This window comes from Microbispora rosea, from assembly GCF_044460045.1.
In the GTDB taxonomy this organism is placed as follows: Bacteria; Actinomycetota; Actinomycetes; order Streptosporangiales; family Streptosporangiaceae; genus Microbispora; species Microbispora rosea.
On record NZ_JBITJO010000001.1, the window covers coordinates 177,107 to 201,707 of the forward strand.

Below are 24,601 nucleotides of genomic sequence, written 5' to 3' on the forward strand. Positions count from 1 at the left end.
AGGCAGAAGATCTGCGTGACACGACCTAGTGCGCGTCCTCGTACGCCTGGACGATCGAGGCGGCAATGCGACCGCGCTCACTCACGGGGTGTCCGTGAGCCTTCGCCCAGGCACGGATCTCCGCGCTCTTCTCGCGCGTCATCGCTCGCTGGCCCCCGCCGCCCGCACCACGACGGCGCCCACGGGCCTGCCCGCTGTCCGCGCGCCGCGCGCCGGTGACGAAAGGCGACAGAGCCTCGCGAAGCCGCTTCGCGTTGCCGTCGCTCAGGTCAATCTCATATGACGTGCCGTCAATCGCGAAGGTGACCGTCTCATTGGCCTCGCCGCCATCGAGATCGTCGATGAGAATCACCTGCGTGTGCTTGGCCATCCGGCAATCCTTTCGCAGCCCATAGTTTGATTCGTCAGCCAAACATATACCCGGTTTCCCCTGGCTGACAATTCACGATTGCGGATTCTCAGGAACCTCTGAGTCCGGTGACTTCTCGAGTGGCTCCCGTGCCGTGCGGAGGCCGGCCGCGTCGGAACGTACCAACTTTACGATGCCGTAGACGACCGCGCCGGCGACGACCACGGAAGGTATCAAGGCGGACAATACCTCTGTCATTCTGCCTCGCTCGTGCCGGGGGTGTCATTAGGTGCACCCGAGGGAATTCGAGGACGTGGCAAGGCTGCCGGCCTCTTGCCGGGCCGGGCGCCCTGATACGACCATAGCGCCGGGAGGGACCAGACGCGCCTTCCGGGGTGCCCCTGGAGGGCCGAGGTAATCCTCGTCTCTCCAGCGGCCTTACCGGATGCACTCGAAATCGTACCCAGAATGCCGACCTCGACGGTCACCGCTCCTGGCCGTCCCGTCGTTTCAGCCGCTTGCGCGCTTCCCCGGCGACGGCGGGCGGCGGGGACGCACACCCCCGAGTTCCGCCCGGCCCACGCCGTAGCCGCAGGTGAGCGGCGTGCCGATCGGGACGAACAGGCGCGGACGAACACGCGTGAAGCGGCAAACACCCCCTGCGGAAAAGGGCCGGACCGGGGGCGTACGGCCGTTGAAGAGCTCGGCTGAAACACGGAGCCGGCGTCACGACGGCCGGATCTTCACAAGGAGCCCGGCACCCTTCTCGTACGGCGCGCCATGCCTTGCGGGATATACGCGCAACCAGATCGTCGCAGCCTGGAAGCCTCGTAAAAAGAGAGGACCGGCCGGTTCCATCAAGATCACGAACGGGAGGTATGAAGATCGAAAAAAGGAGCGGAGGCACAATCACGCGGACGGCCGGGCCGGTCGTGGCATCGGAGTTTCCCACGACCAAACGATCCCCGCATTCCGCAGACGCCGCCTGCGGCCGGGTGGACGGGTGGGCACCGGAGAGTGCCATAAGAGCCTGTGCGGCTCCATACGGCCCCTTAAGCGCCCCTGACGGTTCCTTAAGCCGCCCGTGGGAGGATATGACCCCGGGGGTGGCTGGGGCGAGTCTTAAGGATTGGCGCCGGGGGCGGTCTCGCGGTCATTGGGCACCTCTCGGGACGGTGAACCCAAGCATCGCATGCCCGGGAGGGGCCGCAAGGATTTTCGTCACAGCCGGGCGAGCGCGCAGTGCGATCGAAGCCATAGCGAGCCATAGAAAAACGGGGCCGATGGTCCGTTCCATCGACCCCGTCCGTCGTCCTTACTTGACCTTGACCACCACAGTGTTGGCGACCTTGTCATGCAGCGCCTGATGCAGCGGCTTGTCCCACAACAGCCACAGCACGTTCAGAAGAGAGGCGAGGTTCGCGAGGTAGGTGATAACGGGAATCCACTGCAGGAACTCGAAAGCGTAGAGCACGCCGGCGCGCTTGAGCGCCGCGTCCTGGGGAAGCCCTCCCGCGTCGAGAGTGCCGCCGACCTGAACGACCTTGATGCCCATGAGTTTCTTGCCGAGCGTCTGCCCCTGCGCCCGCAGCATGAGGAATTCGTAGACGACCATGACGAGGCCGCCCAGGATCGCCGTGAGCAGTGACGCGAGGAAGTAACCGCTTCCGGGGTTGTAAACCCCGCTCGTAATGTCGACGCTCGGGTTGGTGACGATGATCCCCGTGATCACGAGCGTGATGATCGCAAGCGGAATGCCGACGATCACGCCGTCGATGATGCGGGCGACGAGACGCTGCCACCACTCCGCCAGCGGAGCCGGAGCGCCGGGCGGGATCGGGCCCTCGGGCGCGTACGGCTGGCCGTAGCCGGGCTGACCGTAGCCCTGCTGACCGTACTGCTGCTGACCGTAGCCCTGCGGGGGGCTCGGCTGGGCGTACTGCTGCTGCCCGTACTGATCCTGGCCGTACTGCTGCTGGCCCTGCTGAGCTCCGTAGCCCTGCTGGGGGTACTGCTGCTGCCCGTAACCGGGCTGCTGGCCGTAGCCCTGCTGCTGACCGTAGCCCTGCTGGGGGTTCTGCTGGCCGTACTGCTGCTGCTGGGCCTGCTGCCCGTAGCCCTGCTGGTGACCGTAGTCCTGGGGACCGGTCTGCTGGCCGTAGCCGCCCTGGGACGGCTGGCCGTACTGCTGCTGCCCGGCCTGCTGGGCGCCGTAGCCCTGCTGGGGGTTCTGCTGGGGGTTCTGCTGGCCGTACTGCTGCTGGGCCTGCTGAGCGCCATAGCCCTGCTGCGGGCCGGTCTGGCCATACCCCTGCTGGGCGTAACCCTGCTGCGGGCCGGTCTGGCCGTAGCCCTGCTGCCCGTAGCCCTGCTGGCCGTACTGCTGCTGCTGGGCCTGCTGAGCTCCGTAGCCCTGCTGCTGGGCGGCCTCCTGGCCGTAGCCCTGCTGCTGCGGGGTCTGCTGCGGGCCGGTCTGCCCGTAGCCCTGCTGGCCGTACTGCTGCGGCTGGCCCTGCTGGGCGCCATAGCCCTGCTGCTGGCCGTAGCCGCCCTGGGCGGGGTCGTAGCCGGGCGGCTGCTGCGGGCCCGTGTGCTGCCCGCGATAGCTGACCACCGTGACGTCGGGGTCGTATTCCTGGGATTGTCTGTCCGTGTTGTACCCGGGGTTCGATGGCGGCGGTGGCGTTCCGTCCGACTCGTCCTGGGGGTACGGCGGCTGTCCGGTGCTCACCGTGTCACCTCGTTTCGAAGACGCATGCGCCGCACGTAGTAGCACACGCTGATATTGCCAAAAGTAGCGACAGGTGTATCAACAGTCACCTTTGCAGCAGTCGACAAGCAGCGTCAAGATCGACGATCAATGCTCATCAATGGTGATCAATGGCGGTCGAGGTGCAGCAACATCCGGGTGTTCCCCAGCGTGTTCGGCTTGACGTGCTCCAGCTCGAGAAACTCGGCGACGCCCTCGTCGTACGACGCGAGCAGTTCCGCGTAGACCTCCTGGGAGACCGGAGTGCCCTGGAGGGGCCGGAAGCCGTGCCTGGCGAAGAACTCCACCGCGAACGTGAGGCAGAAGACCCTCCGCACGCCGAGGTCCCTTGCGGTCTCGATGAGCGCGGCGACGATCCGATGGCCGACGCCGCCGCCGCGTGACGCGGGGTCCACCGCGACGGTCCTGATCTCGGCCAGGTCCTCCCACAGCACGTGCAGCGCGCCGCAGCCGACGATCTGCCCGTCCGCCTCGGCCACCCAGAACTCCTGGACGTCCTCGTACAGCGTGACCGTGCTCTTCTTGAGCAGGCGGGGCCCGACACCCGAGTACGCGTCGACGAGGCGCCTGATCGCCCGGACGTCCGGTGTCCTGGCCCGGCGCACCGTCACGGCCGTGGCACCCGACTCACTGGGCGTCTGCGCGGCGACCTGCTCCATGACCGGTCAGCCTAGCCGGAGCGCGGCCGATCCCCTGCGGTAGGCCACCGGGCGTGCCCCGGGATAACGGTCATTCCCAAACGCCCCACCCGACATCAGAAATGACTCTGCGTAGCCATTCGGATGCGGACGGATGTGCGGTCGCGCTCCGAGGGGGTTGTCCAGGTTCGTCCCAGTTTTTTCAGCAGCCCGAGCAGCACACCCGAACACTCGGATCGCTCTAAACCCAGGTGAACACGGACGTATCACTACCGAACCCGTGACCCGACCGTGATCGTTTGGTTGTCAAACGTAGACGGGTTTCGGAGTTCTGGTTGAGCAAGAACTCGCTGTGCACTATCGTCCAGCGACGATGCCGGTCATCGTGAGCGCTCACGGAGACCGGGCGCCGAATCTTCGAAGCACCGAGTGCGAAGGGGAACCGGGGACCCAACTGCAGGATCAGGATCGGTTCGGTCTCAGATCGTCAAGGGGTGAATCCGCCAGGTAGGGCTACTCCGGCCCGAACCCGTCAGCTAACCCGGTAGGCGCTCAGCACTGCCCCGCCGTACGGCTCCGTCTCGACGACGGGCCCGCCGCGGGGCACACGTGGGAGAGGAGCTCGGTTGCGCATGCGTGGAGAGCGGCCGGCGGGCAGGCACGCCCGCGGCCGACGGTCCGGACCCGGCACGGCCGGTCCGGGTCCCATCCGCCGTCTGGCGTTCGTCGGCGTCGCGATCACCGCGATCACGTTCGGCGCCCCGGTGGTCCGCGCCACCGCCGACCCGAAGCCGAGCCTCAAGGAGCTCACGGCGCAGGTCGAGAGCCTCTACACCGAGATCGAGACGCTCAGCGAGCAGTACAACGGCGAGCGGGTGCGCTTGAAGGCGGCCGAGCGGTCCGCCGACCTCGCCAAGAAGAACCTCGCCAAGAGCGAGGCCGAGCTCGAGGTCCGCCGGCAGAAGGCGAGCGCCCTCGCGCAGCACTCCTACATGACCAACGGGCTCGGCAACGCGCTCGTGCTCATCGACAGCGACGCCGACCCCCGCCGCTACCTGGACCAGGCCTCCACGACGTACGCGCTGGAGCTGCAGCAGAGCCAGGAGGTCGCCGAGGTCACCAAGGCCATGGACGCCGCCGCACGGGCCAGGGAGAGTGCCTCCGCCCGGCAGGCCGAGGTCAAGAAGCTCCTCAGCGGCCTCGACTCGCGGCGCGACAAGATCACGAAGCTGATCAAGAAGACCGAGAGCAACCTCTACCGGCAGGTCTCCCAGACGATCGGCCGCGAGACGCGCGCGAGGACGGCGTTCCCCATCATCGGTGACGGCAAGGCCGCCCAGGCGGCGCGGTGGGCCCTCGGGCAGCAGCTCAAGCCGTACGTGTGGGGCGCCGAGGGGCCCGGCTCCTTCGACTGCTCCGGCCTGGTCATGGCGGCCTACCAGTCCGTCGGCATCAGCCTGCCCCACTACACCGGCGACCAGTGGACGGCGGGCACCCACATCCCCCGTGACCAGCTCCGCCCCGGCGACCTGGTGTTCTTCTACTCCGACCTGCACCACGTGGGCATCTACATCGGCAACGGCTACATGATCCACGCGCCGCGCACCGGAGACGTCGTCCACATCGCGAAGATCGACGGACGGCCGTTCGCGGGAGCGGTGCGCGTCGCCGACTGAGCCCCTCCTCCACGGAGGGGCGTCGGTCCCTTTCTATGAAACGAACACGGTCAGATGAGGCGGCGGCGTGCCGCCCAGGCGACCGCCTCGATCGCGGTCGCCACGCCGATGCGGTCACAGATGCACCGCAGCCGGCGCCGCACGGTTCGGCCGCTGACGTCGAGACTGCGGCCCACCCGGTCTGCGGTCACACCCTTGGCCAGCTCCGCGAGGAGAAGCAGATCCTCTTCGGTGAGACCGGCACGCTCAAGGTCCGAGGCGAGATTCTCACCTCGGTAGACGACCTCGGGAACACCCATCGTCCGCCCTCCCCCACGACGATGATTCGTCGGCCCACCCTTCAGGGAAGGTAAACGCCTCGCGTGAAGGTCGTCAAGGTTGGGGAGTGTCTGACAGGGGCCGCCGGACGCTCCTAGGGGCCGGAGCGGCGGTCGTACGCCTGCCTGGCCGCCTCGACGTCGTCCATGTGGATCTCGGCCCAGCGCTTGATCGCTTCGAGCAGCGGCTTCCGAGTGGCCACCCCTCTTCCCTTCTCCTCCCCTACGCACTTCCAGGTGCCTTCTTACTGAAAGAGAGCGGATCTTCCTACGCTCCTTGCCACAGCGGAAGGAGAAAGAGGCTCATGAGAGCACTGGTAGCACAGGACGGAGCCGTACGGATCGTCGATGCGGCAGAGCCGGAGCCCGGGCCGGGGCAGGTGCGGATCAGGGTCGAGGCGGCGGCCGTGAACCCCGTCGACCTGGCCACGGCCGCGGGCGTCCTCGCCGACAACCGGCTCATGCCGCACCACGAGACGTACGCGCTCGGCTGGGACGTGGCGGGCGTGGTCGACCGGGCCGGGCCGGGCGTGACGGGCGTACGTCCGGGCGAGCGGGTCATCGGGCTGTCGGACCGGCTGACGGACCCGCTCAAGGCCCAGGCGGACCTGGTGGTGCTGGACAAGACGGCGGTGGCTCCCGCGCCCGCGGGAGTGGCCGCGCCCGAGGCGTCCACGTTGCCGCTGAACGCGCTCACCGCCCTTCAGGCGCTCGATCTCGCCGGGCTCGCCGAGGGCGAGACCCTGCTCGTCACGGGAGCGGCCGGCGGCGTCGGCGGCTATCTCGTGGAGCTGGCCGTGGCGCGGGGGCTCAGGGTCGCGGCGGTCGCCGCGCCCGGCGACGAGGCGCTGGTGCGGGGCTTCGGCGCGGAGTGGTTCGTCCCCAGGGACGCCGACCTGGCGGCGGCCGTCAGGGCCGTCGTTCCCGGCGGCGTGCACGGCCTGGTGGACGCGGCGGTCGTCGGACTGCCCGCGCTGGACGCCGTGCGCAACGGGGGCGCGTTCGTCGCCGTCACCGCCGGACAGGCCCCCGTCCCGCTGCGCGGCATCCGGGTCTCGACGGTGTTCATCCGCGCGGACGCGGCCCAGCTGCGGGAGGTCGCGAAGCTGGCCGAGGCGGGGCGGCTGAGCCTGCGGGTCGCCGGCACCTACCCGCTGGACCGGGCGGCCGAGGCGTACGAACGCCTGCGGAAGGGCGGCCTGCGCGGCCGGCTGGTCCTGCTGCCCTGAATCTCCCGGTTTACCTGGGCAGGCACGCCGCGGGCCGGACGGCCATGCCGTCCGGCCCGCGTACAGAAGATCACACAGCGATCAGGCGCGACCGAGCAGCTCGCGCACCCGGTCGCGGCCCACGGCCAGCAGCAGCGTGGGCAGCCGCGGGCCGGTGTCGCGGCCGACGAGCAGCCGGTAGAGCAGGGCGAAGAAGGCCCGCTGGGCCGCCTTCAGCTCGGGCGTGGCCGCCTTTGCGTCCATGTCGAGCCCGGCCTGCATCTTCGGCACGCCGTACACGAGCGTGGTCAGCCCGTCGAGCGACCAGTGCGCGTCGAGTCCCTCCGCCAGCAGGCGCAGCGACTCGCGGTCCTGCTCGCCGAGCGTGTCGAGCAGTTCCTTGTCGGGCGTCTCGCGCACCTGCGTGCGCTCCTCCGCCGGCACGTAGGTGTTCACCCAGTGCTGGGCGCGGTCGAGCCGCGGCCGCAGCTCGTCCAGCCCGGCGATCTCCGGGTCGAACGCGCGCAGGATGCGCAGCGTCTGCTCGTCGTGCCCGGTGGTGATGTCCACGACCGAGGCGAGCGTCCGGTAGGGCAGTCGCCGCGGCGTCTCCGGCAGGACCCGGGCGGCCGTGCTCGACGCCCGGCGGTAGGCGGCCTGGTCGGCCGGCAGCGCCGTGCCGTCCTGCACCTTCTTCGTCAGCGTGTCCCACTCGTCGTACATCCGCTGGATCTCCTGGTCGAAGGAGACCTTGAACGACTGGTTGGGACGGCGGCGGGCGTACAGCCAGCGCAGCAGCGCGGGCTCCATGATCGACAGAGCGTCGGCCGGGGTCGGCACGCCGCCCTTGGAGCTGCTCATCTTGGCCATGCCGCTGATGCCGACGAAGGCGTACATCGGCCCGATCGGCTGCGAGGCGCCGAAGACCTCGCGGACGATCTGACCGCCGACGACGAACGACGAGCCCGGCGAGCTGTGGTCCACCCCCGACGGTTCGAAGACCACGCCCTCGTAGGCCCAGCGCATCGGCCAGTCGACCTTCCACACCAGCTTGCCGCGGGTGTGCTCGGACAGCAGGACCGTCTCGCCGTGGCCGCAGACGCAGGTGTACGACAGCGCCGTGGTCTCGTCGTCGTACGACGTGACCGTGGTCAGGTCACGGTCGCAGACCGAGCAGTAGGGCTTGTAGGGGTAGTAGCCCCCCACTCCGGAGCCGTCGTCCTCGCTCGCGGCCCCCGAGCCTTCGAGGGCGGCGGCCTCGTCGGCGTCCGCGACCTGCTTGGTCTTGGCCTTCTTGGTGCGGTACTGGTCGAGGATCGCGTCGATCCGCCGCCGCTCGCGCATGGCGAGCAGCACCTGCTCCCGGTATGCCCCGGAGGTGTACATCTCCGTCTGGCTGATGCCGTGGAACTCCACGCCCAGCTCCGCCAGCGCGGCGATCATCGGCGCCTTGAAGTGCTCGGCCCAGTTGGGGTATTCGCTGCCGGGCGGGGCCGGGACGGCGGTCAGCGGCTTGCCGATGTGCTCGTTCCAGGCGGGGTCGATACCCACCGGGACCTTGCGGAAGCGGTCGAAGTCGTCCCACGAGATGATGTGCACGCACTCGTAGCCGCGCCGCCTGATCTCGTCGGCCACCAGGTGCGGGGTCATGACCTCGCGCAGGTTTCCAAGGTGGATCGGTCCGGACGGGCTGAGGCCGGACGCGCAGACGACGGGTTTGCCCGGTGCGCGCCGTTCGGCCTCGGCGATGACCTCATCGGCGAAACGCGCCACCCAGTCGGCGTCCATCACGTCAGTCCTCTCTGAACGGGATCCTGCCTTCTATGGTCCCGTACGCGAGGGAGTCGTCAGGACGTGTTCCTGGCGTAGACCAGCCGAAGGCCGATCAGCGTGAGCCATGGCTCGTGTACGTCGATCGTACGGGCCTCGCCGATCACGAGCGGCGCACCGGTGCCCGTGGCGACCACGGTGACGTCGTCGGGGTCGGAGGCCAGCTCGGCCGTCATACGGTCCACGATGCCGTCGACCAGGCCCGCGAAGCCGTAGATGATGCCCGACTGGAGCGCCTCGACGGTGTTCTTGGCGATGACCGACCGCGGCCGCACCAGCTCCACCTTGTGGAGCTGGGCCCCGGCCGTGGCCAGCGCGTCCACCGAGATCTCCAGGCCGGGCGCGGTCACCGCCCCGACGTACTCGCCCCGGGCCGAGACCGCGTCGAACGAGGTGGCCGTGCCGAAGTCGACGATCACACACGGCCCGCCGTAGAGGGTGGTGGCGGCGAGCGCGTTCACGATGCGGTCGCTGCCGACCTCCTTGGGGTTGTCCATCCGGACCGGGACGCCGGTGCGGACGCCCGGCTCGACGACCACCGCCGTGACGTCGCCGTAGTAGCGCCGGGACATCTCCCGCATCTCGTTGAGCACCGACGGCACCGTGGAGCAGATCGCGATGCCGCTGATGTCGGCGTCCTTGAGAAGCGGCGACTGCCCGAGGAGACCCTGGAGCACCACCGCGATCTCGTCCGCCGTACGGCGGGGGTCGGTGGCGATCCTCCAGTGCTCGATCACCTCTTCACCCTCGAACAGGCCCAGCACCGTGTGGGTGTTGCTGACGTCGATGGTGAGCAGCATTCCCTGATTATGCCTCACGAAGATCTAGAGCAAGGTCGAGTGCCGGGGCCGAGTGCGTGAGCGCGCCGACGGACAGGTAGTCGACCCCGGTCTCGGCGACCGCGCGGGCCACGTCGAGGGTCAGCCCGCCGCTCGACTCCAGCCGTGCCCGGCCGGCCACCAGCCGTACGGCCTCGGCGAGCTGGTCCACGGTGAAGTTGTCGAGCAGGATCTCCTCGGCGCCCTCGGCCAGGACCGGCTCGATCTGGTCGATGCGGTCCACCTCGACCTCGATCGGCAGGCCGGGGAAGGCCTGCCGTACGGCGCGGAACGCCTCGGCGACGCCTCCGGCGGCGACGACGTGGTTGTCCTTGATCAGGCCGGCGTCGTGCAGGCCCATCCGGTGGTTGACCCCGCCGCCGGCCCGCACGGCGTACTTCTCCAGGGCGCGCAGCCCCGGCAGGGTCTTGCGGCTGTCGCGGACGCGCGCGCCGGTGCCCTCGATGGCGTCCGCCCAGCGGCGGGTCTGGGTCGCGATGCCGGACAGGTGGGTGAGGAAGTTGAGCGCGGTGCGCTCCATCGTGAGCAGGTCCCTGGTCGCGCCCCGCACGGTCATCACCACGTCGCCGGGGCGCACGCGGTCGCCGTCGGCCGCGTGCCGCTCGACCTCGACCGGCCCGGCGGCCTGGTGGAAGACGGTCTCGGCCACGGCCAGGCCGGCGACCACGCCCTCCTTGCGGGCCACGACGTCGGCGGCGGCCCGCTGGCCGGCGGGGATGGTGGCGACCGAGGTCACGTCCTGTCCCCCGGCCAGGTCCTCCTCCAGCGCGGCCCGGACGAGACCGAGCACGGCGTCCGGGTCGAGGCCGGCCTTCTCCAGCTCGGTCCGCAGTTCCTCGTGAGGCGTGTACGTCAAGGTCAGTCCCTCCGCCGTCAGAGCGATGTCGATGTGTGCCCGCCAGTGGGCGTCGTCGCGGTCGGGGTGGTCCTCCCGCCAGTGCGAGCCGCGGGTCTCCTCACGCACGGCCGCCGCGGCGACCAGCGCGGACGCCACCGTGAGGAGGTTGGTCGCCTCCCACGACTCGGTGCAGGGCTCGACCGCCACCGGCGTCCAGCGGGCGTCGGAGAGCGCGCGGGCGACCTGGGCGAGGCTCTGGTCGCTGCGCAGCACCCCGGCGCCCCGGCTCATGTGGCCCTGGACCCTCGGCCGCGTACGCGGGTCCACGAGGCCCTCGGGCCGGTCGTCCTGCCCGGGCTCACGCGGGCCGAGCTTCTCCACGGCCAGGTGGGCGGCGATGCGCTCACCGTAGACGAGCCCTTCGAGGAGGGAGTTGGAGGCCAGCCGGTTGGCGCCGTGCACGCCCGTGCAGGCCACCTCTCCGCAGGCGTACAGGCCGGGCACGCTGGTCCTGCCGTACAGGTCGGTGCGCACGCCGCCGCTCGCGTAGTGGGCGGCGGGGGCGACAGGGATGGGCTCGGTGACGGGGTCGATGCCGTGCTCGCGGCAGACGGCGAGGATGGTGGGGAATCTGGAGCTCCACTTCTCCTCGCCGAAGTGGGTGGCGTCGAGGTAGACGTGGTCGGCACCGGTCCGCGCCATCTGGCGCATGATCGCCTTGGCGACGACGTCGCGGGGCGCGAGGTCGGCCAGCTCGTGCACGCCCTGCATGAAGCGCTCGCCGTTCGCGTCGATCAGCACGGCGCCCTCGCCGCGCACAGCCTCGGAGACCAGCGGCTGCTGGCCGGTCGCACCCTCGCCCAGCCACAGGACCGTGGGGTGGAACTGCACGAACTCGATGTCCCTGACCACCGCGCCGGCCCGCAGCGCCAGCGCCACGCCGTCCCCGGTGGACACGACGGGGTTGGTGGTGGCCGCGTAGATCTGGCCCATGCCGCCGCTGGCCAGCACCACGGCCCCGGCCCGTACGGCGCCGACGCCGTCGCGGGCGCCCTCGCCCATCACGTGGAGCGTGACCCCGCAGGCGCGGCCCTCGGCGTCGAGGAGCAGGTCGAGGGCGAGGGCGTGCTCGATGATCTCGATGCGGGGCTCGGCCAGCACCGCCTCGGCCAGGGCCCGCTGCACCTCCGCGCCGGTCGCGTCGCCGCCCGCGTGGACGATGCGGTTGCGGTGGTGGCCGCCCTCCCGGGTGAGCTGGAGCTCGCCATCGGTGTCTCGGTCGAACTCGGCGCCGTGGCTCATCAGCCGCTTGAGCGCGTCGGGGCCCTCGGTGACCAGGACGCGTACGGCCTCCTCGTCGCACAGGCCGACCCCGGCGACGAGCGTGTCCCTCAGGTGCTCGTCGGGGGTGTCCTCGGGGTCGAGGACGGCGGCGATGCCGCCCTGGGCCCACCGGGTGGACCCGGCCGACAGCACGTCCTTGGTGACCACGAGCACCCGCGCCAGCGGGTCGAGTTCGACGTGGCGCAGCGCCACGGTGAGGCCGGCGATGCCCGACCCGATCACGACGGCGTCGGCCTCGACGGTCCAGCCGGGTGCGGGGGCGGTGAGTCTGCGTGCGAGCGCCACCATGAGGGGATCCCCTTTCGTCACAATGACGATAACGCCCCCCGGGCGATGGTGACGCCCCGGCCCCCTCCTACGAGGAGGACGCCGCGGAGCCCGTGCCTGTCGCAGGGTCGCTGCAGAGCTGGGCGGCCAGAGTGGCGTGGGCCCATTCCTCCCACCGGTCCTGCGACCAGCCGCGATCCTGCACGAAGAGCAGGTACAGCTGCGGGCTGAGCAGGCAGAACAGCAGGTCCGCCGCAGTCGCGACGGAGACGTCGGGGCGGGCGCCGGGTTTGCCGGCCAGCGCCTGGGCCGCGGCGTGCTGCACGACGTAACGCGGGTCGGGGCCGTCCGGCCATTGCGCGGCGATCTGCGGGTCGGCGGCCCCTGCGGACTCGATCATCGGCATGAGCGGGGCGACCCGGGCGAGGATCTCACTCGTGCCGCGGACGTGCGCGCGCAGCTGACCGGCCGCGGTCCGCTCGGCGCACGCGGCGCGGAACCACTCACGGTCCATGACGGCCACCGGCTCGGTGTCACCGGCGATGGACGTGTCGACGACGTCCTTGAACAGCGTGCGTTTGTTGCCGAAGACGAAGTAGACGGTCTGAACGGCCACCCCCGCCCGGTCGGCGACCTCCTGCAGGCTCGTCGCCCCGTAGCCGTGCGCCACGAACAGCTCCCGCGCCGCCTGGATGACCTTCTCGCGGGTGCGGCGGGAACGCTCGGCCCGTTTGTCCGGCCGCTTGACGGTGTCCATGGCGCGAGTATATCTCTAGAGTCAGTCACTAGAGTTGGACTCTAAAAACCTGGAGCGGAGCCATGGACAAGCACGACACCGCGGGCACGGACACCCGGCTGGACGAGGAGGAGGCCGTACGCCGAGCGCTGGAGAACTACTACCGGGACGGCAAGCCGCCGTGGGACACCGGCGTGACGCCGCCCGAGCTGGTCGCCCTGATCGAGGGGCACGAGCCGGGGAACGGGGCGGGGAACGGGGCGCTGCCGCCCGGCCGGGCCCTGGAGCTCGGCTGCGGCACCGGAACCAACGCCATCTACCTGGCCCGTCACGGCTGGGAGGTCGTGGCGGTCGACCTGGTCGACCGCGCGATCGAGCAGGCCCGGGAGAGGGCCGTCGCGGCGGGAGCGGCCGTACGGCTGCTGCAGGGCGACGCCACCCGGCTCGACGAGCTGGACGCGCCCGGCCCCTACGACTTGTTCTTCGACTTGAGCTGCTACTGCGGCATCCCGCCGCACCGCCGGGACGCGTACGCCGCCGGGCTCACCCGCCGCGCCGCTCCCGGCGCACGGCTGCTGATGTTCGGGTACGGCCCCGGAACGCTCGGCGACACGTTCGCCGGCGTCACCGCCGACGAGCTGCGCGCCAGGTTCGCCGGCTGGGAGCTGGCCGACGTCACGCCCGGGACGAACCCGTTCCCCACCTTCTGGTTCACGCTGCGGGCCGGGGCGGCCTGAGGCGTCGCACCCCCTACAGGGTCAGGACCACGTTGTCGATGAGGCGGGTGGTGCCCACCTTGGCGGCCACGGCGAGGATCGCCTCGCCGTGGTGGCCGTCGGCGACCGGGGCGAACGTCGCGGGGTCGGCCAGGATCAGGTAGTCGAGCAGCAGCGGCGGGTCGAAGCGGGCCGCCTCCTCCAGCACGGCCCTGGCGGCGTCGAGGATCCCGGCCGGCCCCGCGGTCTCGGCCCGCGCCGCGCCTGCCCGCAGCGCCCGCGACAGCGCGAGCGCGGTGGCGCGGTCGGCCTCGGACAGATACCTGTTGCGGCTGGACAGCGCGAGACCGTCGGGCTCCCGCACGGTCGGGGCGCCGACGATCGACACCGGGACGTCGAGGTCGGCCACCATCCGCCGGATCAGCGCGAGCTGCTGGGCGTCCTTCTGCCCGAAGACCGCGACGTCCGGCCGCACCAGGTTGAACAGCTTGAGCACCACGGTCAGCACGCCGTCGAAGTGGCCGGGCCGGAAGGCGCCCTCGACCACGCCGCCCATGCCGCCGGCCGAGACCTCCACCTGGCGGTCCGGCAGGTACATGTCCTCGGCCGAGGGCGCGAAGACCACAGCCACGCCCTCTTCCTCGCACGCCCGGAGGTCGGCGTCGAACGTACGGGGATAGCGGGAGAAGTCCTCGTTGGGGGCGAACTGCAGGGGATTGACGAACACGCTCACCACCACGTGGTCGGCGTGCTCGCGCGCCAGCCGCACCAACGACCGGTGGCCCTCGTGGAGCGCCCCCATCGTGGGGACCAGGGCGATCCTCCCGGGGCCGAGCGCGTCCCTCGCCTTGTCGAGGGCGGCGCGGTCGGCGGCGACGGTCAGGTCCATATGTTCCCTCCCAGGGCGTCCAGAAGGCGTTCGGCCGCCTCCGGCTTGAGCAGGCCCGCCGCGAGCGCCCGGTCGGCGGTGAGCCGCGCCAGGGCGACGTACGCGTCCGCGGCCTCGGGGGCGGCCAGGATGAGCGCGTCGACGTGCTTGCGCACGGTGCCCGCGTCGCCGCGGACCACGGGCCCGGTGAGCCCGCTGATGCCGAGACGCAGCACGTTGTCGAGTGCCGCGCTCAGCAGCGGGCCGAGCATCCGGCCAGGATGCTCCACGCCGATCTTCGCGAGCAGTTCCTGCGACTCGGCCACGAGCGTCACCATGTGGTTCGCGGCGCCGGCCAGGGCGGCGTGGTAGAGCGGCCGGTCCCGGTCGGCGATCCACACCGGCTCGCCGCCCATCTCGATCACCAGCGCCTCGGCCACCGGCCGCAGCACGTCGGGCGCCGTGACGCCGAACGAGCAGCCGTTGAGCCGGGTCAGGTCGTCGCTCCTGCCGGTGAACGTCATCACGGGATGCAGCGCGAGCGGCAGCGCCCCCGCCTCGGCCGCGGGGTCGAGCACGCCCAGGCCGTACGCGCCGCTGGCGTGCACGAGCAGCTTGCCGCGCAGGTCGGCGCCGGTGGCGGCGAGGCCGGAGACGAGGCCGGGCAGGACGTCGTCCGGCACGGTCAGCAGCACGAGCTCGGACCTGGCTATCACCTCGTCCGGCCTGCTGAGCTTCAGGCCGAGGCGGTCGGCGGCGCGCCGCGCCGACGCGTCGGATACGCCGCTGGCGGCCACCACCCGATGACCCGCGAGCATGAGCGCGGCTCCGAGCACGGAGCCGACCCGTCCCGCGCCGAGCACTCCCACGGCGAGCCGCGCCGGGCGGTCACTTGTGTCCATGACGCCTCCCCTCGGTTCAGCGTAGCGGCGGCGCTCCCGCCGGCCCGGGCGTGGCCCAACGGTCGGATTTTGTCCCGTTTCTCACGGGCCTATGTTGAGCCATAAGTACGAAAGTGACTACTTTTCGTCACGGCCTCGGCGTGTCGGTAACGTACGACGCTGTGGAGGTCACCTGGCGGGAGGCCATGCGGCGGGCGCTCTACGGCGCGGAGGGTTTCTACCTACGGGAGCGCCCCGACCGGCATTTCCGCACGTCGGTGCAGGCCTCGCCGGTCTTCGCCGAGGCCGTGCTGCGCCTGCTCCTGCGGGCCGACGCCGCCCTCGGCCGGCCCGACCGGGTCGATCTCGTGGACATGGGCAGCGGCACCGGCCTGCTGGCCGCCCGCGTGCTCGCCGCCGCGCCGCCGGACCTCGCGGAGCGGCTTCGGGTCACCGCCGTCGACCTGTCCCCCCGGCCGGCCGATCTCGACCCCCGCGTCGCCTGGGAGCCGGAGGCGCCGTACGGGATCGGGGGCCTGGTGATCGCCAACGAGTGGCTGGACAACGTGCCGCTCGACGTCGCCGAGATGACGCCGGACGGCCCTCGCCTGGTGCTCGTGGACCCCTCGACCGGCGACGAGAGGCTCGGGCCCGCTCCCGGCCCTGAGGACCTGGCCTGGCTGGAGCGCTGGTGGCCGCTGCGTTCGCCGGGGGAACGCGCCGAGATCGGCCGCCCGCGCGACGAGGCGTGGGCCTCGCTGATCGCGCGGATGGCGCGCGGCACGGCGGTCGCCGTGGACTACGCCCACCTGGCCGGGCGGCGGCCCCCGCTCGGCACGATCGCCGGATATCGCGACGGCGCGCTGGTCCCGGCCACGCCGGACGGGTCGTGCGACATCACGGCCCACGTCGCGCTGGACGCCTGCGCGGCGGCCGGAGAGCGGGCGGGGGCGCGGGCGTCCACGCTCACCACGCAGCGGGAGGCGCTGCGGGAGCTGGGGGTCACCGGCGCCCGGCCGCCGCTCGCGCAGGCGTCGGCCGATCCCGCCGGATACGTGCGCGCGCTCGGCCGGGCCGCACAGGAGGCCGAACTGATCGACCTGGCCGGTCTCGGCGGCTTCGGCTGGCTCAGTCAGACCGTCAGACGGTGACCTTGAGCGACTCCAGGCCGCGCATGATGTAGCTGGGCTTCCAGGTGGGCTCCTCGGCGAGCTCCAGCTTGGGCGCCAGCCGGAGCAGGGCGGCGAACGACTCGGCCATCTCGACCCGCGCGAGCGGCGCGCCGAGGCAGAAGTGGATGCCGGCGCCGAACGAGATGTGCGGGTTGTCCGCCCGGCCGATGTCGAGACGGTCGGGGTCGGCGAAGACCTCGGGGTCTCGGTTGGCCGAGCCGAACAGCAGCGCGATCTCCAGACCCTTGGGGATCGTCACCCCGCCGACCTCGATGTCCTCCAGCACCCACCGCTCGAACATCTGCGCCGGGGTGTCGTAGCGCAGCACCTCCTCGACCGCCGTCGGCATCAGGCCGGGGTCGGCGCGCAGCCGCTCCAGCTCACCCGGGTTGCGGAACAGCGCCCACCATCCGCTGCCGGTGGCGTTGACCGTGGCCTCGTGACCGGCGTTGAGCAGCAGCACGCAGGTGCCGATCAGCTCGTCCTCGGTCAGCCGGTCGCCGTCGTCCACCACCTGGGCCAGCGCCGAGATCATGTCGTCGCCCGGCCGGTCCCTGCGCGCCCTGGCCAGCTCGCGCAGGTAGCCGGCGAACTCCGTGGCCGCGCGTACGGCCGTGTGCTGGGCCTCCAGCGAGGGGTTCAGCTCGTACATCCCGCAGATGTCGGCCGACCAGGGGCGCAGCAGGTGCCGGTCGGCCTCGGGCACGCCCAGCATCTCGGCGATCACGGTGACCGGCAGCGGCTCGGCCACCTCGGCCAGCAGGTCGCCGCCGCCGCGCTCGACCAGTCCCTCGGTCAGCTCGGTCGCGATCCTCCGCACCCGGGGCCGCAGCGACTCGACCATGCGGGGCGTGAACGCCTTGGACACCAGGCGGCGCAGCCGCGTGTGGACCGGCGGCTCGACGTCGAGCATCCCGGCCCGGATCACCCGCCAGAACGGTTCCTGGAACTCCGGCTCGGGCTCGCGGCCGAACGCCTCGTGCGTCGCCACGTGCAGGTAGGACCGGCCGAGGCGCCGGTCGCGCAGCAGCGCGTTCACATCGGCGTGGCGGGCGATCAGCCACTGCCCTGTCGGCTCGAAGAAGCTGACCGGATCGTTGTCGCGCAGGTCGCGGTAGGCGTCATAGGGGTACGCGATGAACTCGGCATTCCAGGGATCAAACTTCACAATGGACAACAATACGGATAAAAGGCCTGGCCTGGGAGTACGGGCGTACGGGTGCCTCATGCCGTAGGTTGGGGCGATGCCGAAGCGCCGCGAACAGCATCGCAGGGAACCTCGCGAACTCGGCGATCTGCCTTATGCCGATCACCTGGAGCCGTTCGACGGCCGGCTCAGCCAGGGCGGCGACTACGACACGGTCCTGTTCGACGGGCAGGAGTTCGAGGACGCCGACGCCGGAGGCGCCCGGTTCATGGAGTCGGCGTTCACCTCGGTGACGTTCACCGGCGGCCGCTATCGGCGCGCCCGGTTCTCCGACGTGTGGATGAACGGCGTGCGCTGGGTGGGCGGCGACCTCACCGAGTCCGTCTGGGTGGACGCGGAGATCGTCATGAGTGCCCCGGCCGGCACGGCGCTGCCCGGCGCCGAGATGCACCAGGTGTTCTTCCACCGCTGCAAGCTCGACTCGGTCAACCTCCGCGCGGCCGACCTGCGGGAGGTCTCGTTCGTCGAGTGCACGCTGCGCGACGTGGACTTCGCGGGCGCCACGCTGACCGGCGTCGACTTCCCCGGATCCACGCTCGAACGGGTGCGGTTCGACAAGGCGCGCATGTCCCGGGTCGACCTGCGCGGCGCCGTGTCCCTGGGCATCTCCGACGGCTACGACGCGCTGCGCGGCGCGACCGTCAGCGGTGTCCAGCTGATGGAACTCGCTCCGATGTTCGCCCACGTCCTGGGGGTCACGGTCGACGACGGCTGACCTCGCCCGAGCCGCCCGCACTTGCGGCCGGAGGGCGGGGTCGGGTTATAGTGCCGTCCAGGTCATGAGTGCCAGCGTCAAGCCCCGGCTTGCTGGCCGGCAACCCTCGCGCTCGCGGCGGGGTGCCCCGGGTGAGGACCGGGTCCGGCACGAGGTGTGCCGGGCAAGCGCGGGCTCCGCCTTCCGACGCCATGGCCGGGGTCCCCGACCCAGGAGGATTGGCGTGTCCGCACTCACCTTCGTCCAGCAGGCCGTCACCCGCATCTCCGAGCCCGATGTCGCCCCCATGCACCTGCCGGCCGTCGTGGGCGCCGATCTGGAGGTGCCCGTCAGGGGCGGCAGGCTCGTGCCGTACGCGAACCTCGACTACGCGGCGAGCGCGCCCTGTCTGGAGCCGGTGAACGCCGCCGTCGCGGCGGCGCTGCCGGCCTACTCCAGCGTCCACCGGGGCGCGGGCTACGCCTCGCAGCTCACGACGTCCAGGTATGAGCAGGCCAGGCACACCGTGCGGGCCTTCGTCGGCGCCCGGCCCGGCGACGCGCTGGTCTTCGTGCGCAACACGACCGACGCCATGAACCTGCTGGCCCGCAGCCTCCCCGAGGGCACGACCGTCGTCGTGTTCGAGACCGAGCACCACGCCTCGCTGCTGCCCTGGCCCGACGCCGTACGGCTCGCGCCGCCCGCCTTCCCCGGCGAGGCGCTTCGCGCGGCCGACGAGGCGCTGGCCGCGATCGACGGCCCGGCCCTGCTCGTCGTGACCGCGGCCTCCAACGTCACCGGCGAGCTGTGGCCGATCGCCGGGCTGGCCCACATCGCCCACCGGCACGGCGCGCGGATCGCCGTGGACGCCGCCCAGCTCGTCCCCCACCGCGGGCTCAACCTCGCCGCGCTCGACCTCGACTACGTGGCCTTCTCCGGGCACAAGCTCTACGCCCCGTTCGGCGCAGGGGTGCTCGTGGGCCGCCCCGACTGGCTCGCCGACGCCGATCCGTACCTGCGCGGCGGCGGAGCCGTACGGTCCGTGGGCGAGACGGTGGACTGGAGCGACGACCCCGAGACGCGGCACGAAGCGGGCACCCCCAACGTGCTCGGCGCGATCGCGCTCGCCGCCGCCTGCGACGCGCTGACCGCGACGGGCTGGGCCGCGCTTGTGCGGGAGGAGGAGCGGCTGCTCGCCCGCCTGCGTGCCGGGCTCGCCGCGATCCCCGGCGTCCGCGAGCTGTCGCTGTGGGGTCAGGACCACCCGCGCGTCGGCATCGTGTCGTTCACCGTCGAGGGCCGCACCGCCAGGGAGGTCGCCGAGGCGCTGTCGGCCGAGTGGGGCATCGGCGTCAGGGACGGCAAGTTCTGCGCCCATCCGTTCGTCCGCCACCTCCTCGGCGGCGGGGAGGACGGCGGCTGCGCGGACGGCACGGTCAGCGCCGTACGCGCCTCGATCGGCATCGGCACCACCACCGAACACGTCGACCGCCTCATCGACGCCCTACGCGACCTAACCCGGGCGTGATCTTGTAGTTTGTCGCAAGCATGCCCTATGACCTGCGGCGCGATCCTTCGTGATCATGCAATAAATCGCGCCCACACCGTCCGACCAGGGCATCCGCCTTTCGTGAAGTACAAGATCACGGCGGGGGTGAAGGGGAGGGGGCGGAATGGCGGGTGGGCGTGAAACCATGGACGGTATGACGACCGAGCAGGACGGCGTGCCGACCGGACAGGAGGGCGGGCGCACCGAACGCATCGTGGGGCTCGGCGCGGGAGCCGACGCCGTGCAGGCGAGGGAGCTGGCCACCGAGGACATGATCCTCAACATCGGCCCGCAGCATCCTTCCACCCACGGCGTGCTGCGGCTGCGGCTCGTCCTCGACGGCGAGCGCATCACGGCCGCCGAGCCGATCGTCGGCTACATGCACCGCGGGGCGGAGAAGCTGTTCGAGGTGCGCGACTACCGGCAGATCATCGTGCTCGCCAACCGGCACGACTGGCTGTCGGCGTTCGCCAACGAACTGGGCGTCGTGCTCGCGGTCGAGCGCATGCTGGGCATGCAGCCCCCGCCCAGGGCGGTGTGGGCCAGGACGCTGCTCGCCGAGCTCAACCGCGTGCTCAGCCACCTGATGTTCCTCGGCAGCTATCCCCTGGAGCTCGGCGCGATCACGCCGGTCTTCTACGCCTTCCGCGAGCGGGAGACCCTGCAACACGTCATGGAGGAGATCTCCGGCGGCCGCATGCACTACATGTTCAACCGAGTGGGCGGGCTGAAGGAGGAGCTACCCCTGGGCTGGCTCGACCGCGTCACCGCCGCCGTCGCCGCCGTGCGGCGGCGGCTGCCCGACATCGAGGAACTGATCGCCGGCAACGAGATCTTCCTGGCCCGCACTCGCGGCGTCGGCGTGCTCGACCGCGAGACGATCATGCAGTACGGCGTGAGCGGCCCCATCGCGCGGGCCTCGGGCGTCGATTTCGACCTGCGGCGCGACGAGCCCTACCTCGCGTACGGCGAGCTGCCGGTGAAGGTCGTGACCCGGTCGGCCGGGGACTGCCAGGCCCGGTTCCAGGTGCTGCTCGAACAGGTCAAGGTCTCCCTCGACCTCGCCGACGCCTGCGTCGAGCGCCTGCGGCATCTGCCGCCAGGACCGATCAACCAGCGGCTGCCGAAGGTGCTGAAGGCGCCCGAGGGCCACACGTACGCCTGGACCGAGAACCCGCTCGGCCTGAACGGCTACTACCTCGTGTCGCGCGGCGAGAAGACGCCCTGGCGGCTCAAACTGCGCAGCGCCTCCTACAACAACATCCAGGTGCTGCGGGAGATACTGCCGGGCAACCTGGTCGCCGACATGATCGCCATCCTCGGCTCGATGTTCTTCGTGGTGGGAGACATCGACAAGTAGGGAATCAGGCTTCCCCGGACGGCTCGCCGGGCACCCGGCAGCAGTGCTCGAGGAACAGCGCCGCGCAGATCAGGATCACGCAGGCCACGAACGACCCGCCTCCGACGAGCGCGTCCTGGCGGGGCTTGTCCAGGTCGAGCAGTTCGAGCACGTGCACCACGAACCCGGCGAAGATGCCGCCGAACGCCGCTCCGGCGTACGCCGTCGCCTTGGCCAGCGCCGCCAGGCGGGCGACGGCCAGCGGCTCGACGGGCTTGGTGTTCGGGCGGCGCAGAATCCTCGCCCGGGTCAGCCAGCCCGTGTACGCCTCGCCGACGGCCAGCAGCAGCGTGGTGGGAATCGCGGTCCACGGCAGGGTCGGCACCTCGGAGTAGAACTGCAGCAGCAGCCCCCAGGTGAGCAGGCCGAACACGAGCACGAGGCCGACGAGCACGCCGGGATTGCTGGGCTTCACGCGGGGACTCCTCGTCGATCAGGCCGGGGGTTCGAGCACGAGGTCGGGCCGCAGCCGCACCCCGCTCTGGTCCATGTCGGCCAGCAGGGCCGCCACCGACCCGCGTCCGGGCAGCACCGCCGCCGGATCGGCCTGTGCCCACGGGACCAGCACGAACGCCCGCTCGTGCGCCCGGGGGTGCGGGAGCGTGAGCTCGGGGTCGTCCGACATGAGGTTCCCGACCGTGATGAGGTCCACGTCGAGCGTGCGCGGGCCCCACCGCTCCCTGCGCTCGCGGCCGAACGCGTTCTCGACGCTCTGCGCGCGGTCGAGCAGCGTGCGGGGATCGAGCATGCTCTCGGCGACCACGACCGCGTTGAGGTAGGGGCCCTGCTCGGGGCCGCCGACCGGATCGGTCTCGTAGACCGGCGACACCGCCACGAACGTGAGCCCGGGGGCGTCGAACAGCGAGTCGACGGCTCCCTGGAGGTTGTCTATGCGGCGGCCGAGGTTGCTGCCGAGCGCGATCACGACCCTCATGCGCGGCCCCTTCTGATCGTCACCACCACGTCGCCGAACGGCAGCGGGATGGGCGCCGCCGGCTTGTGCACGCTGACCTCCGCCTCCTCGACCAGCTCATGGGCCAGGCAGGCCGCCGCCAGCCGTTCTGCGAGGGTTTCGATGAGGTTGACCGGCTCGCCCTCCACGATGCGGACGAGCTCCGCCGCGAGCGCCCCGTAGTCCACGGTGAGCGTCAGGTCGTCGGCCGCAGCCGCCGGAGCGGTGTCGAACGACAGGGCCACGTCGATCACGAACTCCTGGCCCAGCTCGCGCTCCGCGGGCAGGCAGCCGTGCCTGCCACGGGCCCGCAGACCCGTCAATCGCACGGTGTCACGACCGGTCACCGCCCGCGCCGTCACTGCTCCTGGTCCTCCTCGTCGTCGTCGCTCTGCAGGACCGGTGAGCCGTGGTAGAGCCACAGCCGCCAGCCGGTCCCGGTCCGCACATAGGTGCTGGAGGCGACGACCCGGCCCGCCGCGAAGCCCGGCTCGTCGGTGTCGGCCGCCGTGAGGATGTTCTCCGCACAGGTGACCACGGCGACGTCCCCGATCACGGTCGTCTGCACGTCGGTCAGCACGAACTGGATGTACGGCGTGTTGGCCATGATGAGCGCCCAGGAGCGCAGCACCTCCGACCGCCCGGTCAGCATCGGCCAGCCGGGGTGGACGCACGTGGCCGGACGTCCCGGGACGTCCTCGATCCAGATCTCCGACATCTTGTCGAGGTCGCCGCTCTCGATGGCGTTGTAGAACGCCTGGTTGAGCTCCTCGATGTCCTTCATCGGCGTCCCTGTCGGCATCTCGTCACCGGCCCTCGTCAGCATGTCGTACGGGTGCTGCCCCCCACGCGGCGGCCACACGCACCGCGTCGGCGTTCGCCCGCACCCGGTGCACCCGCACGCACCATGCGCCGGCCCGCGCCGCGAGCGCGGTGACGGCGAGTGTGGCGTCGTCGCTGCCGTCGAACGGCCGGGGCTCGCCGTCCGGTCCCGCCAGCAGTCGGCCGAGGAAGCGTTTCCTCGACGCCCCGATCAGCAACGGGCGGCCGAGGCGGTTAAGCTCGTCGATCCCGGCCAGCAGGGCCCAGTTGTGCGCGGCGTTCTTGGAGAACCCGAGGCCCGGGTCGAGCACGATCTGCTCCTCCCGCACGCCCTCGGCCAGCACGGAGTCGACCCGCTTGCGCAGCTCCTCCGCCACCTCGGTCACGACGTCGCCGTAGATGGCCCGGCTGTCCATGTCGCGGCTGTGCCCGCGCCAGTGCATCACCACGTACGGCACGCCGGTCGCGGCCACCACCCGCGGCATCACCGGATCGGCCAGCCCGCCGCTCACGTCGTTGACGAGCTTCGCCCCCGCCGCGACGGCCGCCTCGGCCACCTCCGCGCGCATGGTGTCGACGCTGACCGTCACGCCCTCCTCGGTGAGCGTGCGGATCACCGGCTCGACGCGGCGCAGCTCCTCGTCGAGGGACACCCGCGCCGCGCCCGGGCGGGTGGACTCGCCGCCCACGTCGACGATGTCGGCGCCCTCGGCCACGAGGTCGAGGCCGTGCCTGATCGCGACGTCGGCGTCGAACCACTGCCCGCCGTCGGAGAAGGAGTCGGGGGTGACGTTGACCACGCCCATGACCAGACAGCGCCCAGACTCGGGCATACCGGGCACACTCGCTGCGGTCATGGGGTCAAGACTAGTGCCCCGAGACCCGGTGCCCGTCAGGCAGGAGCGGCGTCCCAATCGGCCGTCGCCCGCGCTCAGCCGCGCAGGATCAGCGACATGGCCTCGGCCCTGGTCGCCTCGCTGGAACGGAAGTCACCCCGGACGGCCGATGTGATCGTCTTGGCCCCGGGCTTGCGCACGCCGCGCATGGTCATGCACATGTGCTCGGCCTCGATGACCACGATCACACCGCGCGGCTCCAGCACCTGCATCAGGCCGTCGGCGATCTGGGAGGTCATCCGCTCCTGGACCTGCGGCCTGCGGGCGTAGACGTCCACCAGCCTGGCCAGCTTGGACAGGCCGGTGATGCGCCCCTTCTCGTTCGGGGTGTAGCCGATGTGGGCCACCCCGTGGAACGGGAGCAGATGGTGCTCGCAGGTGGACATCACCTCGATGTCCTTGACGAGCACCATCTCGTCGTGGTCCGCGTCGAACATCGTGGTCAGCGCGTCCTCGGGCCGCTGGCCCAAACCGGCGAACTGCTCGGAGAACGCGCGGGCCACGCGGGCCGGGGTGTCCCGGAGCCCGTCGCGATCGGGGTCCTCCCCGATCGCGAACAGGATCTCCCGGACCGCCTTCTCGATCCGGTCGTGGTCGAAGCCGGGAGGCGGCCCCGCCATGGGTTCGGCCATG

The 24,601-nt window shown here is 71.2% G+C and carries 24 protein-coding genes and 2 riboswitches; of the genes, 7 read left to right on the top strand and 17 right to left on the bottom strand.

Translation table 11 applies throughout. The features are described from left to right. Positions 1 to 25 precede the first annotated feature (25 nt). The 3 genes from ACIBK1_RS00820 to ACIBK1_RS00830 all read right to left on the bottom strand — a co-directional run bounded on the left by ACIBK1_RS00820 (position 26) and on the right by ACIBK1_RS00830 (position 3,778). A complete protein-coding gene (locus ACIBK1_RS00820; RefSeq protein WP_030507977.1) occupies positions 26 to 370 on the bottom strand; it encodes a histone-like nucleoid-structuring protein Lsr2 in 345 nt (114 codons plus the stop codon). 1,294 nt (positions 371 to 1,664) lie between these two features. Further along, positions 1,665 to 3,080, bottom strand: coding sequence for an RDD family protein (locus tag ACIBK1_RS00825; RefSeq protein ID WP_396731314.1), 1,416 nt, complete (start codon positions 3,078 to 3,080; stop codon positions 1,665 to 1,667). Positions 3,081 to 3,226: 146 nt separating this feature from the next. Further along, on the bottom strand, positions 3,227 to 3,778 hold the full coding sequence (locus ACIBK1_RS00830) for an amino-acid N-acetyltransferase (protein WP_051761700.1): 552 nt from the start codon (positions 3,776 to 3,778) through the stop codon (positions 3,227 to 3,229). 392 nt (positions 3,779 to 4,170) lie between these two features. After that, a riboswitch (cyclic di-AMP (ydaO/yuaA leader) is annotated at positions 4,171 to 4,323 on the top strand. A gap of 66 nt (positions 4,324 to 4,389) precedes the next feature. On the opposite strand from ACIBK1_RS00830, the gene ACIBK1_RS00835 reads away from it, so the two are divergent. Beyond that, on the top strand, positions 4,390 to 5,433 hold the full coding sequence (locus tag ACIBK1_RS00835) for a C40 family peptidase (protein WP_030507974.1): 1,044 nt from the start codon (positions 4,390 to 4,392) through the stop codon (positions 5,431 to 5,433). A 50-nt stretch (positions 5,434 to 5,483) separates the two neighbouring features. Here the strand turns inward: ACIBK1_RS00835 and ACIBK1_RS00840 are convergent, their stop codons facing one another. Further along, positions 5,484 to 5,732, bottom strand: a complete 249-nt coding sequence (locus tag ACIBK1_RS00840; protein WP_030507973.1) for a helix-turn-helix domain-containing protein — start codon at positions 5,730 to 5,732, stop codon at positions 5,484 to 5,486. A gap of 323 nt (positions 5,733 to 6,055) precedes the next feature. Here ACIBK1_RS00840 and ACIBK1_RS00845 point away from each other — a divergent pair, with 323 nt between their 5' ends. Continuing rightward, entirely contained in the window at positions 6,056 to 6,979 is a 924-nt protein-coding gene (locus tag ACIBK1_RS00845; RefSeq protein ID WP_396731318.1) for an NADP-dependent oxidoreductase, read from the top strand. 81 nt (positions 6,980 to 7,060) lie between these two features. Here ACIBK1_RS00845 and lysS read toward each other — a convergent pair whose 3' ends face one another. The 4 genes from lysS to ACIBK1_RS00865 all read right to left on the bottom strand — a co-directional run bounded on the left by lysS (position 7,061) and on the right by ACIBK1_RS00865 (position 12,833). Beyond that, on the bottom strand, positions 7,061 to 8,746 hold the full coding sequence (lysS, locus tag ACIBK1_RS00850; RefSeq protein WP_030507971.1) for a lysine--tRNA ligase: 1,686 nt from the start codon (positions 8,744 to 8,746) through the stop codon (positions 7,061 to 7,063). 59 nt (positions 8,747 to 8,805) lie between these two features. Then, on the bottom strand, positions 8,806 to 9,588 hold the full coding sequence (locus tag ACIBK1_RS00855) for a type III pantothenate kinase (protein WP_030507970.1): 783 nt from the start codon (positions 9,586 to 9,588) through the stop codon (positions 8,806 to 8,808). 7 nt (positions 9,589 to 9,595) lie between these two features. Then, positions 9,596 to 12,097, bottom strand: coding sequence for an L-aspartate oxidase (locus ACIBK1_RS00860; protein WP_396731322.1), 2,502 nt, complete (start codon positions 12,095 to 12,097; stop codon positions 9,596 to 9,598). A 67-nt stretch (positions 12,098 to 12,164) separates the two neighbouring features. Beyond that, positions 12,165 to 12,833 carry a TetR/AcrR family transcriptional regulator gene (locus tag ACIBK1_RS00865; protein WP_357323354.1) on the bottom strand — a complete coding sequence of 223 codons (669 nt, stop codon included), beginning with the start codon at positions 12,831 to 12,833 and terminating at the stop codon, positions 12,165 to 12,167. Between the two features lie 62 nt (positions 12,834 to 12,895). On the opposite strand from ACIBK1_RS00865, the gene ACIBK1_RS00870 reads away from it, so the two are divergent. Further along, the gene (locus ACIBK1_RS00870) at positions 12,896 to 13,549 is read left to right on the top strand and encodes a class I SAM-dependent methyltransferase (protein ID WP_051761698.1); all 654 of its coding nucleotides are present in this window, start codon (positions 12,896 to 12,898) and stop codon (positions 13,547 to 13,549) included. 13 nt (positions 13,550 to 13,562) lie between these two features. On the opposite strand, the gene panC is transcribed toward ACIBK1_RS00870, so the two are convergent. Then, the gene (panC, locus tag ACIBK1_RS00875; protein ID WP_363423449.1) at positions 13,563 to 14,417 is read right to left on the bottom strand and encodes a pantoate--beta-alanine ligase; all 855 of its coding nucleotides are present in this window, start codon (positions 14,415 to 14,417) and stop codon (positions 13,563 to 13,565) included. After that, the gene (locus ACIBK1_RS00880) at positions 14,408 to 15,298 is read right to left on the bottom strand and encodes a Rossmann-like and DUF2520 domain-containing protein (RefSeq protein WP_030507965.1); all 891 of its coding nucleotides are present in this window, start codon (positions 15,296 to 15,298) and stop codon (positions 14,408 to 14,410) included. Before ACIBK1_RS00880 ends, panC begins: the two co-directional genes overlap by 10 nt. A gap of 113 nt (positions 15,299 to 15,411) precedes the next feature. On the opposite strand from ACIBK1_RS00880, the gene ACIBK1_RS00885 reads away from it, so the two are divergent. After that, a complete protein-coding gene (locus ACIBK1_RS00885) occupies positions 15,412 to 16,428 on the top strand; it encodes an SAM-dependent methyltransferase (protein ID WP_396731327.1) in 1,017 nt (338 codons plus the stop codon). Here the strand turns inward: ACIBK1_RS00885 and ACIBK1_RS00890 are convergent. Next, entirely contained in the window at positions 16,418 to 17,617 is a 1,200-nt protein-coding gene (locus tag ACIBK1_RS00890; RefSeq protein ID WP_030507963.1) for a cytochrome P450, read from the bottom strand. The two genes, ACIBK1_RS00885 and ACIBK1_RS00890, sit on opposite strands and share 11 nt — an antisense overlap. A gap of 76 nt (positions 17,618 to 17,693) precedes the next feature. Between ACIBK1_RS00890 and ACIBK1_RS00895 the strand changes: the two genes are divergently transcribed. The 3 genes from ACIBK1_RS00895 to ACIBK1_RS00905 all read left to right on the top strand — a co-directional run bounded on the left by ACIBK1_RS00895 (position 17,694) and on the right by ACIBK1_RS00905 (position 21,259). Then, on the top strand, positions 17,694 to 18,371 hold the full coding sequence (locus ACIBK1_RS00895; RefSeq protein ID WP_030507962.1) for a pentapeptide repeat-containing protein: 678 nt from the start codon (positions 17,694 to 17,696) through the stop codon (positions 18,369 to 18,371). Positions 18,372 to 18,431: 60 nt separating this feature from the next. Continuing rightward, positions 18,432 to 18,547: riboswitch (SAM riboswitch) on the top strand. 47 nt (positions 18,548 to 18,594) lie between these two features. Continuing rightward, positions 18,595 to 19,878 (top strand): aminotransferase class V-fold PLP-dependent enzyme, encoded by a 1,284-nt coding sequence (locus ACIBK1_RS00900; RefSeq protein ID WP_396731330.1) that lies wholly within the window; start codon positions 18,595 to 18,597, stop codon positions 19,876 to 19,878. Between the two features lie 175 nt (positions 19,879 to 20,053). Next, positions 20,054 to 21,259: an NADH-quinone oxidoreductase subunit D gene (locus tag ACIBK1_RS00905; RefSeq protein ID WP_051761696.1), complete on the top strand. Its 1,206-nt coding sequence runs from the start codon at positions 20,054 to 20,056 to the stop codon at positions 21,257 to 21,259. Positions 21,260 to 21,263: 4 nt separating this feature from the next. Here the strand turns inward: ACIBK1_RS00905 and ACIBK1_RS00910 are convergent, their stop codons facing one another. The 6 genes from ACIBK1_RS00910 to folE form a co-directional block, all read right to left on the bottom strand. Beyond that, positions 21,264 to 21,713 carry a DUF3180 domain-containing protein gene (locus ACIBK1_RS00910; RefSeq protein WP_030507959.1) on the bottom strand — a complete coding sequence of 150 codons (450 nt, stop codon included), beginning with the start codon at positions 21,711 to 21,713 and terminating at the stop codon, positions 21,264 to 21,266. Positions 21,714 to 21,731: 18 nt separating this feature from the next. After that, on the bottom strand, positions 21,732 to 22,232 hold the full coding sequence (gene folK / locus ACIBK1_RS00915; protein WP_030507958.1) for a 2-amino-4-hydroxy-6-hydroxymethyldihydropteridine diphosphokinase: 501 nt from the start codon (positions 22,230 to 22,232) through the stop codon (positions 21,732 to 21,734). Beyond that, positions 22,229 to 22,612 carry a dihydroneopterin aldolase gene (gene folB / locus ACIBK1_RS00920; RefSeq protein WP_396731334.1) on the bottom strand — a complete coding sequence of 128 codons (384 nt, stop codon included), beginning with the start codon at positions 22,610 to 22,612 and terminating at the stop codon, positions 22,229 to 22,231. Before folB ends, folK begins: the two co-directional genes overlap by 4 nt. Continuing rightward, complete coding sequence (locus ACIBK1_RS00925) at positions 22,609 to 23,076, bottom strand: nuclear transport factor 2 family protein (RefSeq protein ID WP_231513874.1); 468 nt, start codon at positions 23,074 to 23,076, stop codon at positions 22,609 to 22,611. Before ACIBK1_RS00925 ends, folB begins: the two co-directional genes overlap by 4 nt. Continuing rightward, positions 23,057 to 23,929, bottom strand: a complete 873-nt coding sequence (folP, locus tag ACIBK1_RS00930; protein WP_030507955.1) for a dihydropteroate synthase — start codon at positions 23,927 to 23,929, stop codon at positions 23,057 to 23,059. Before folP ends, ACIBK1_RS00925 begins: the two co-directional genes overlap by 20 nt. Before the next feature lie 74 nt (positions 23,930 to 24,003). Continuing rightward, entirely contained in the window at positions 24,004 to 24,600 is a 597-nt protein-coding gene (gene folE / locus ACIBK1_RS00935) for a GTP cyclohydrolase I FolE (protein ID WP_030507954.1), read from the bottom strand. Position 24,601: the final 1 nt, after the last annotated feature.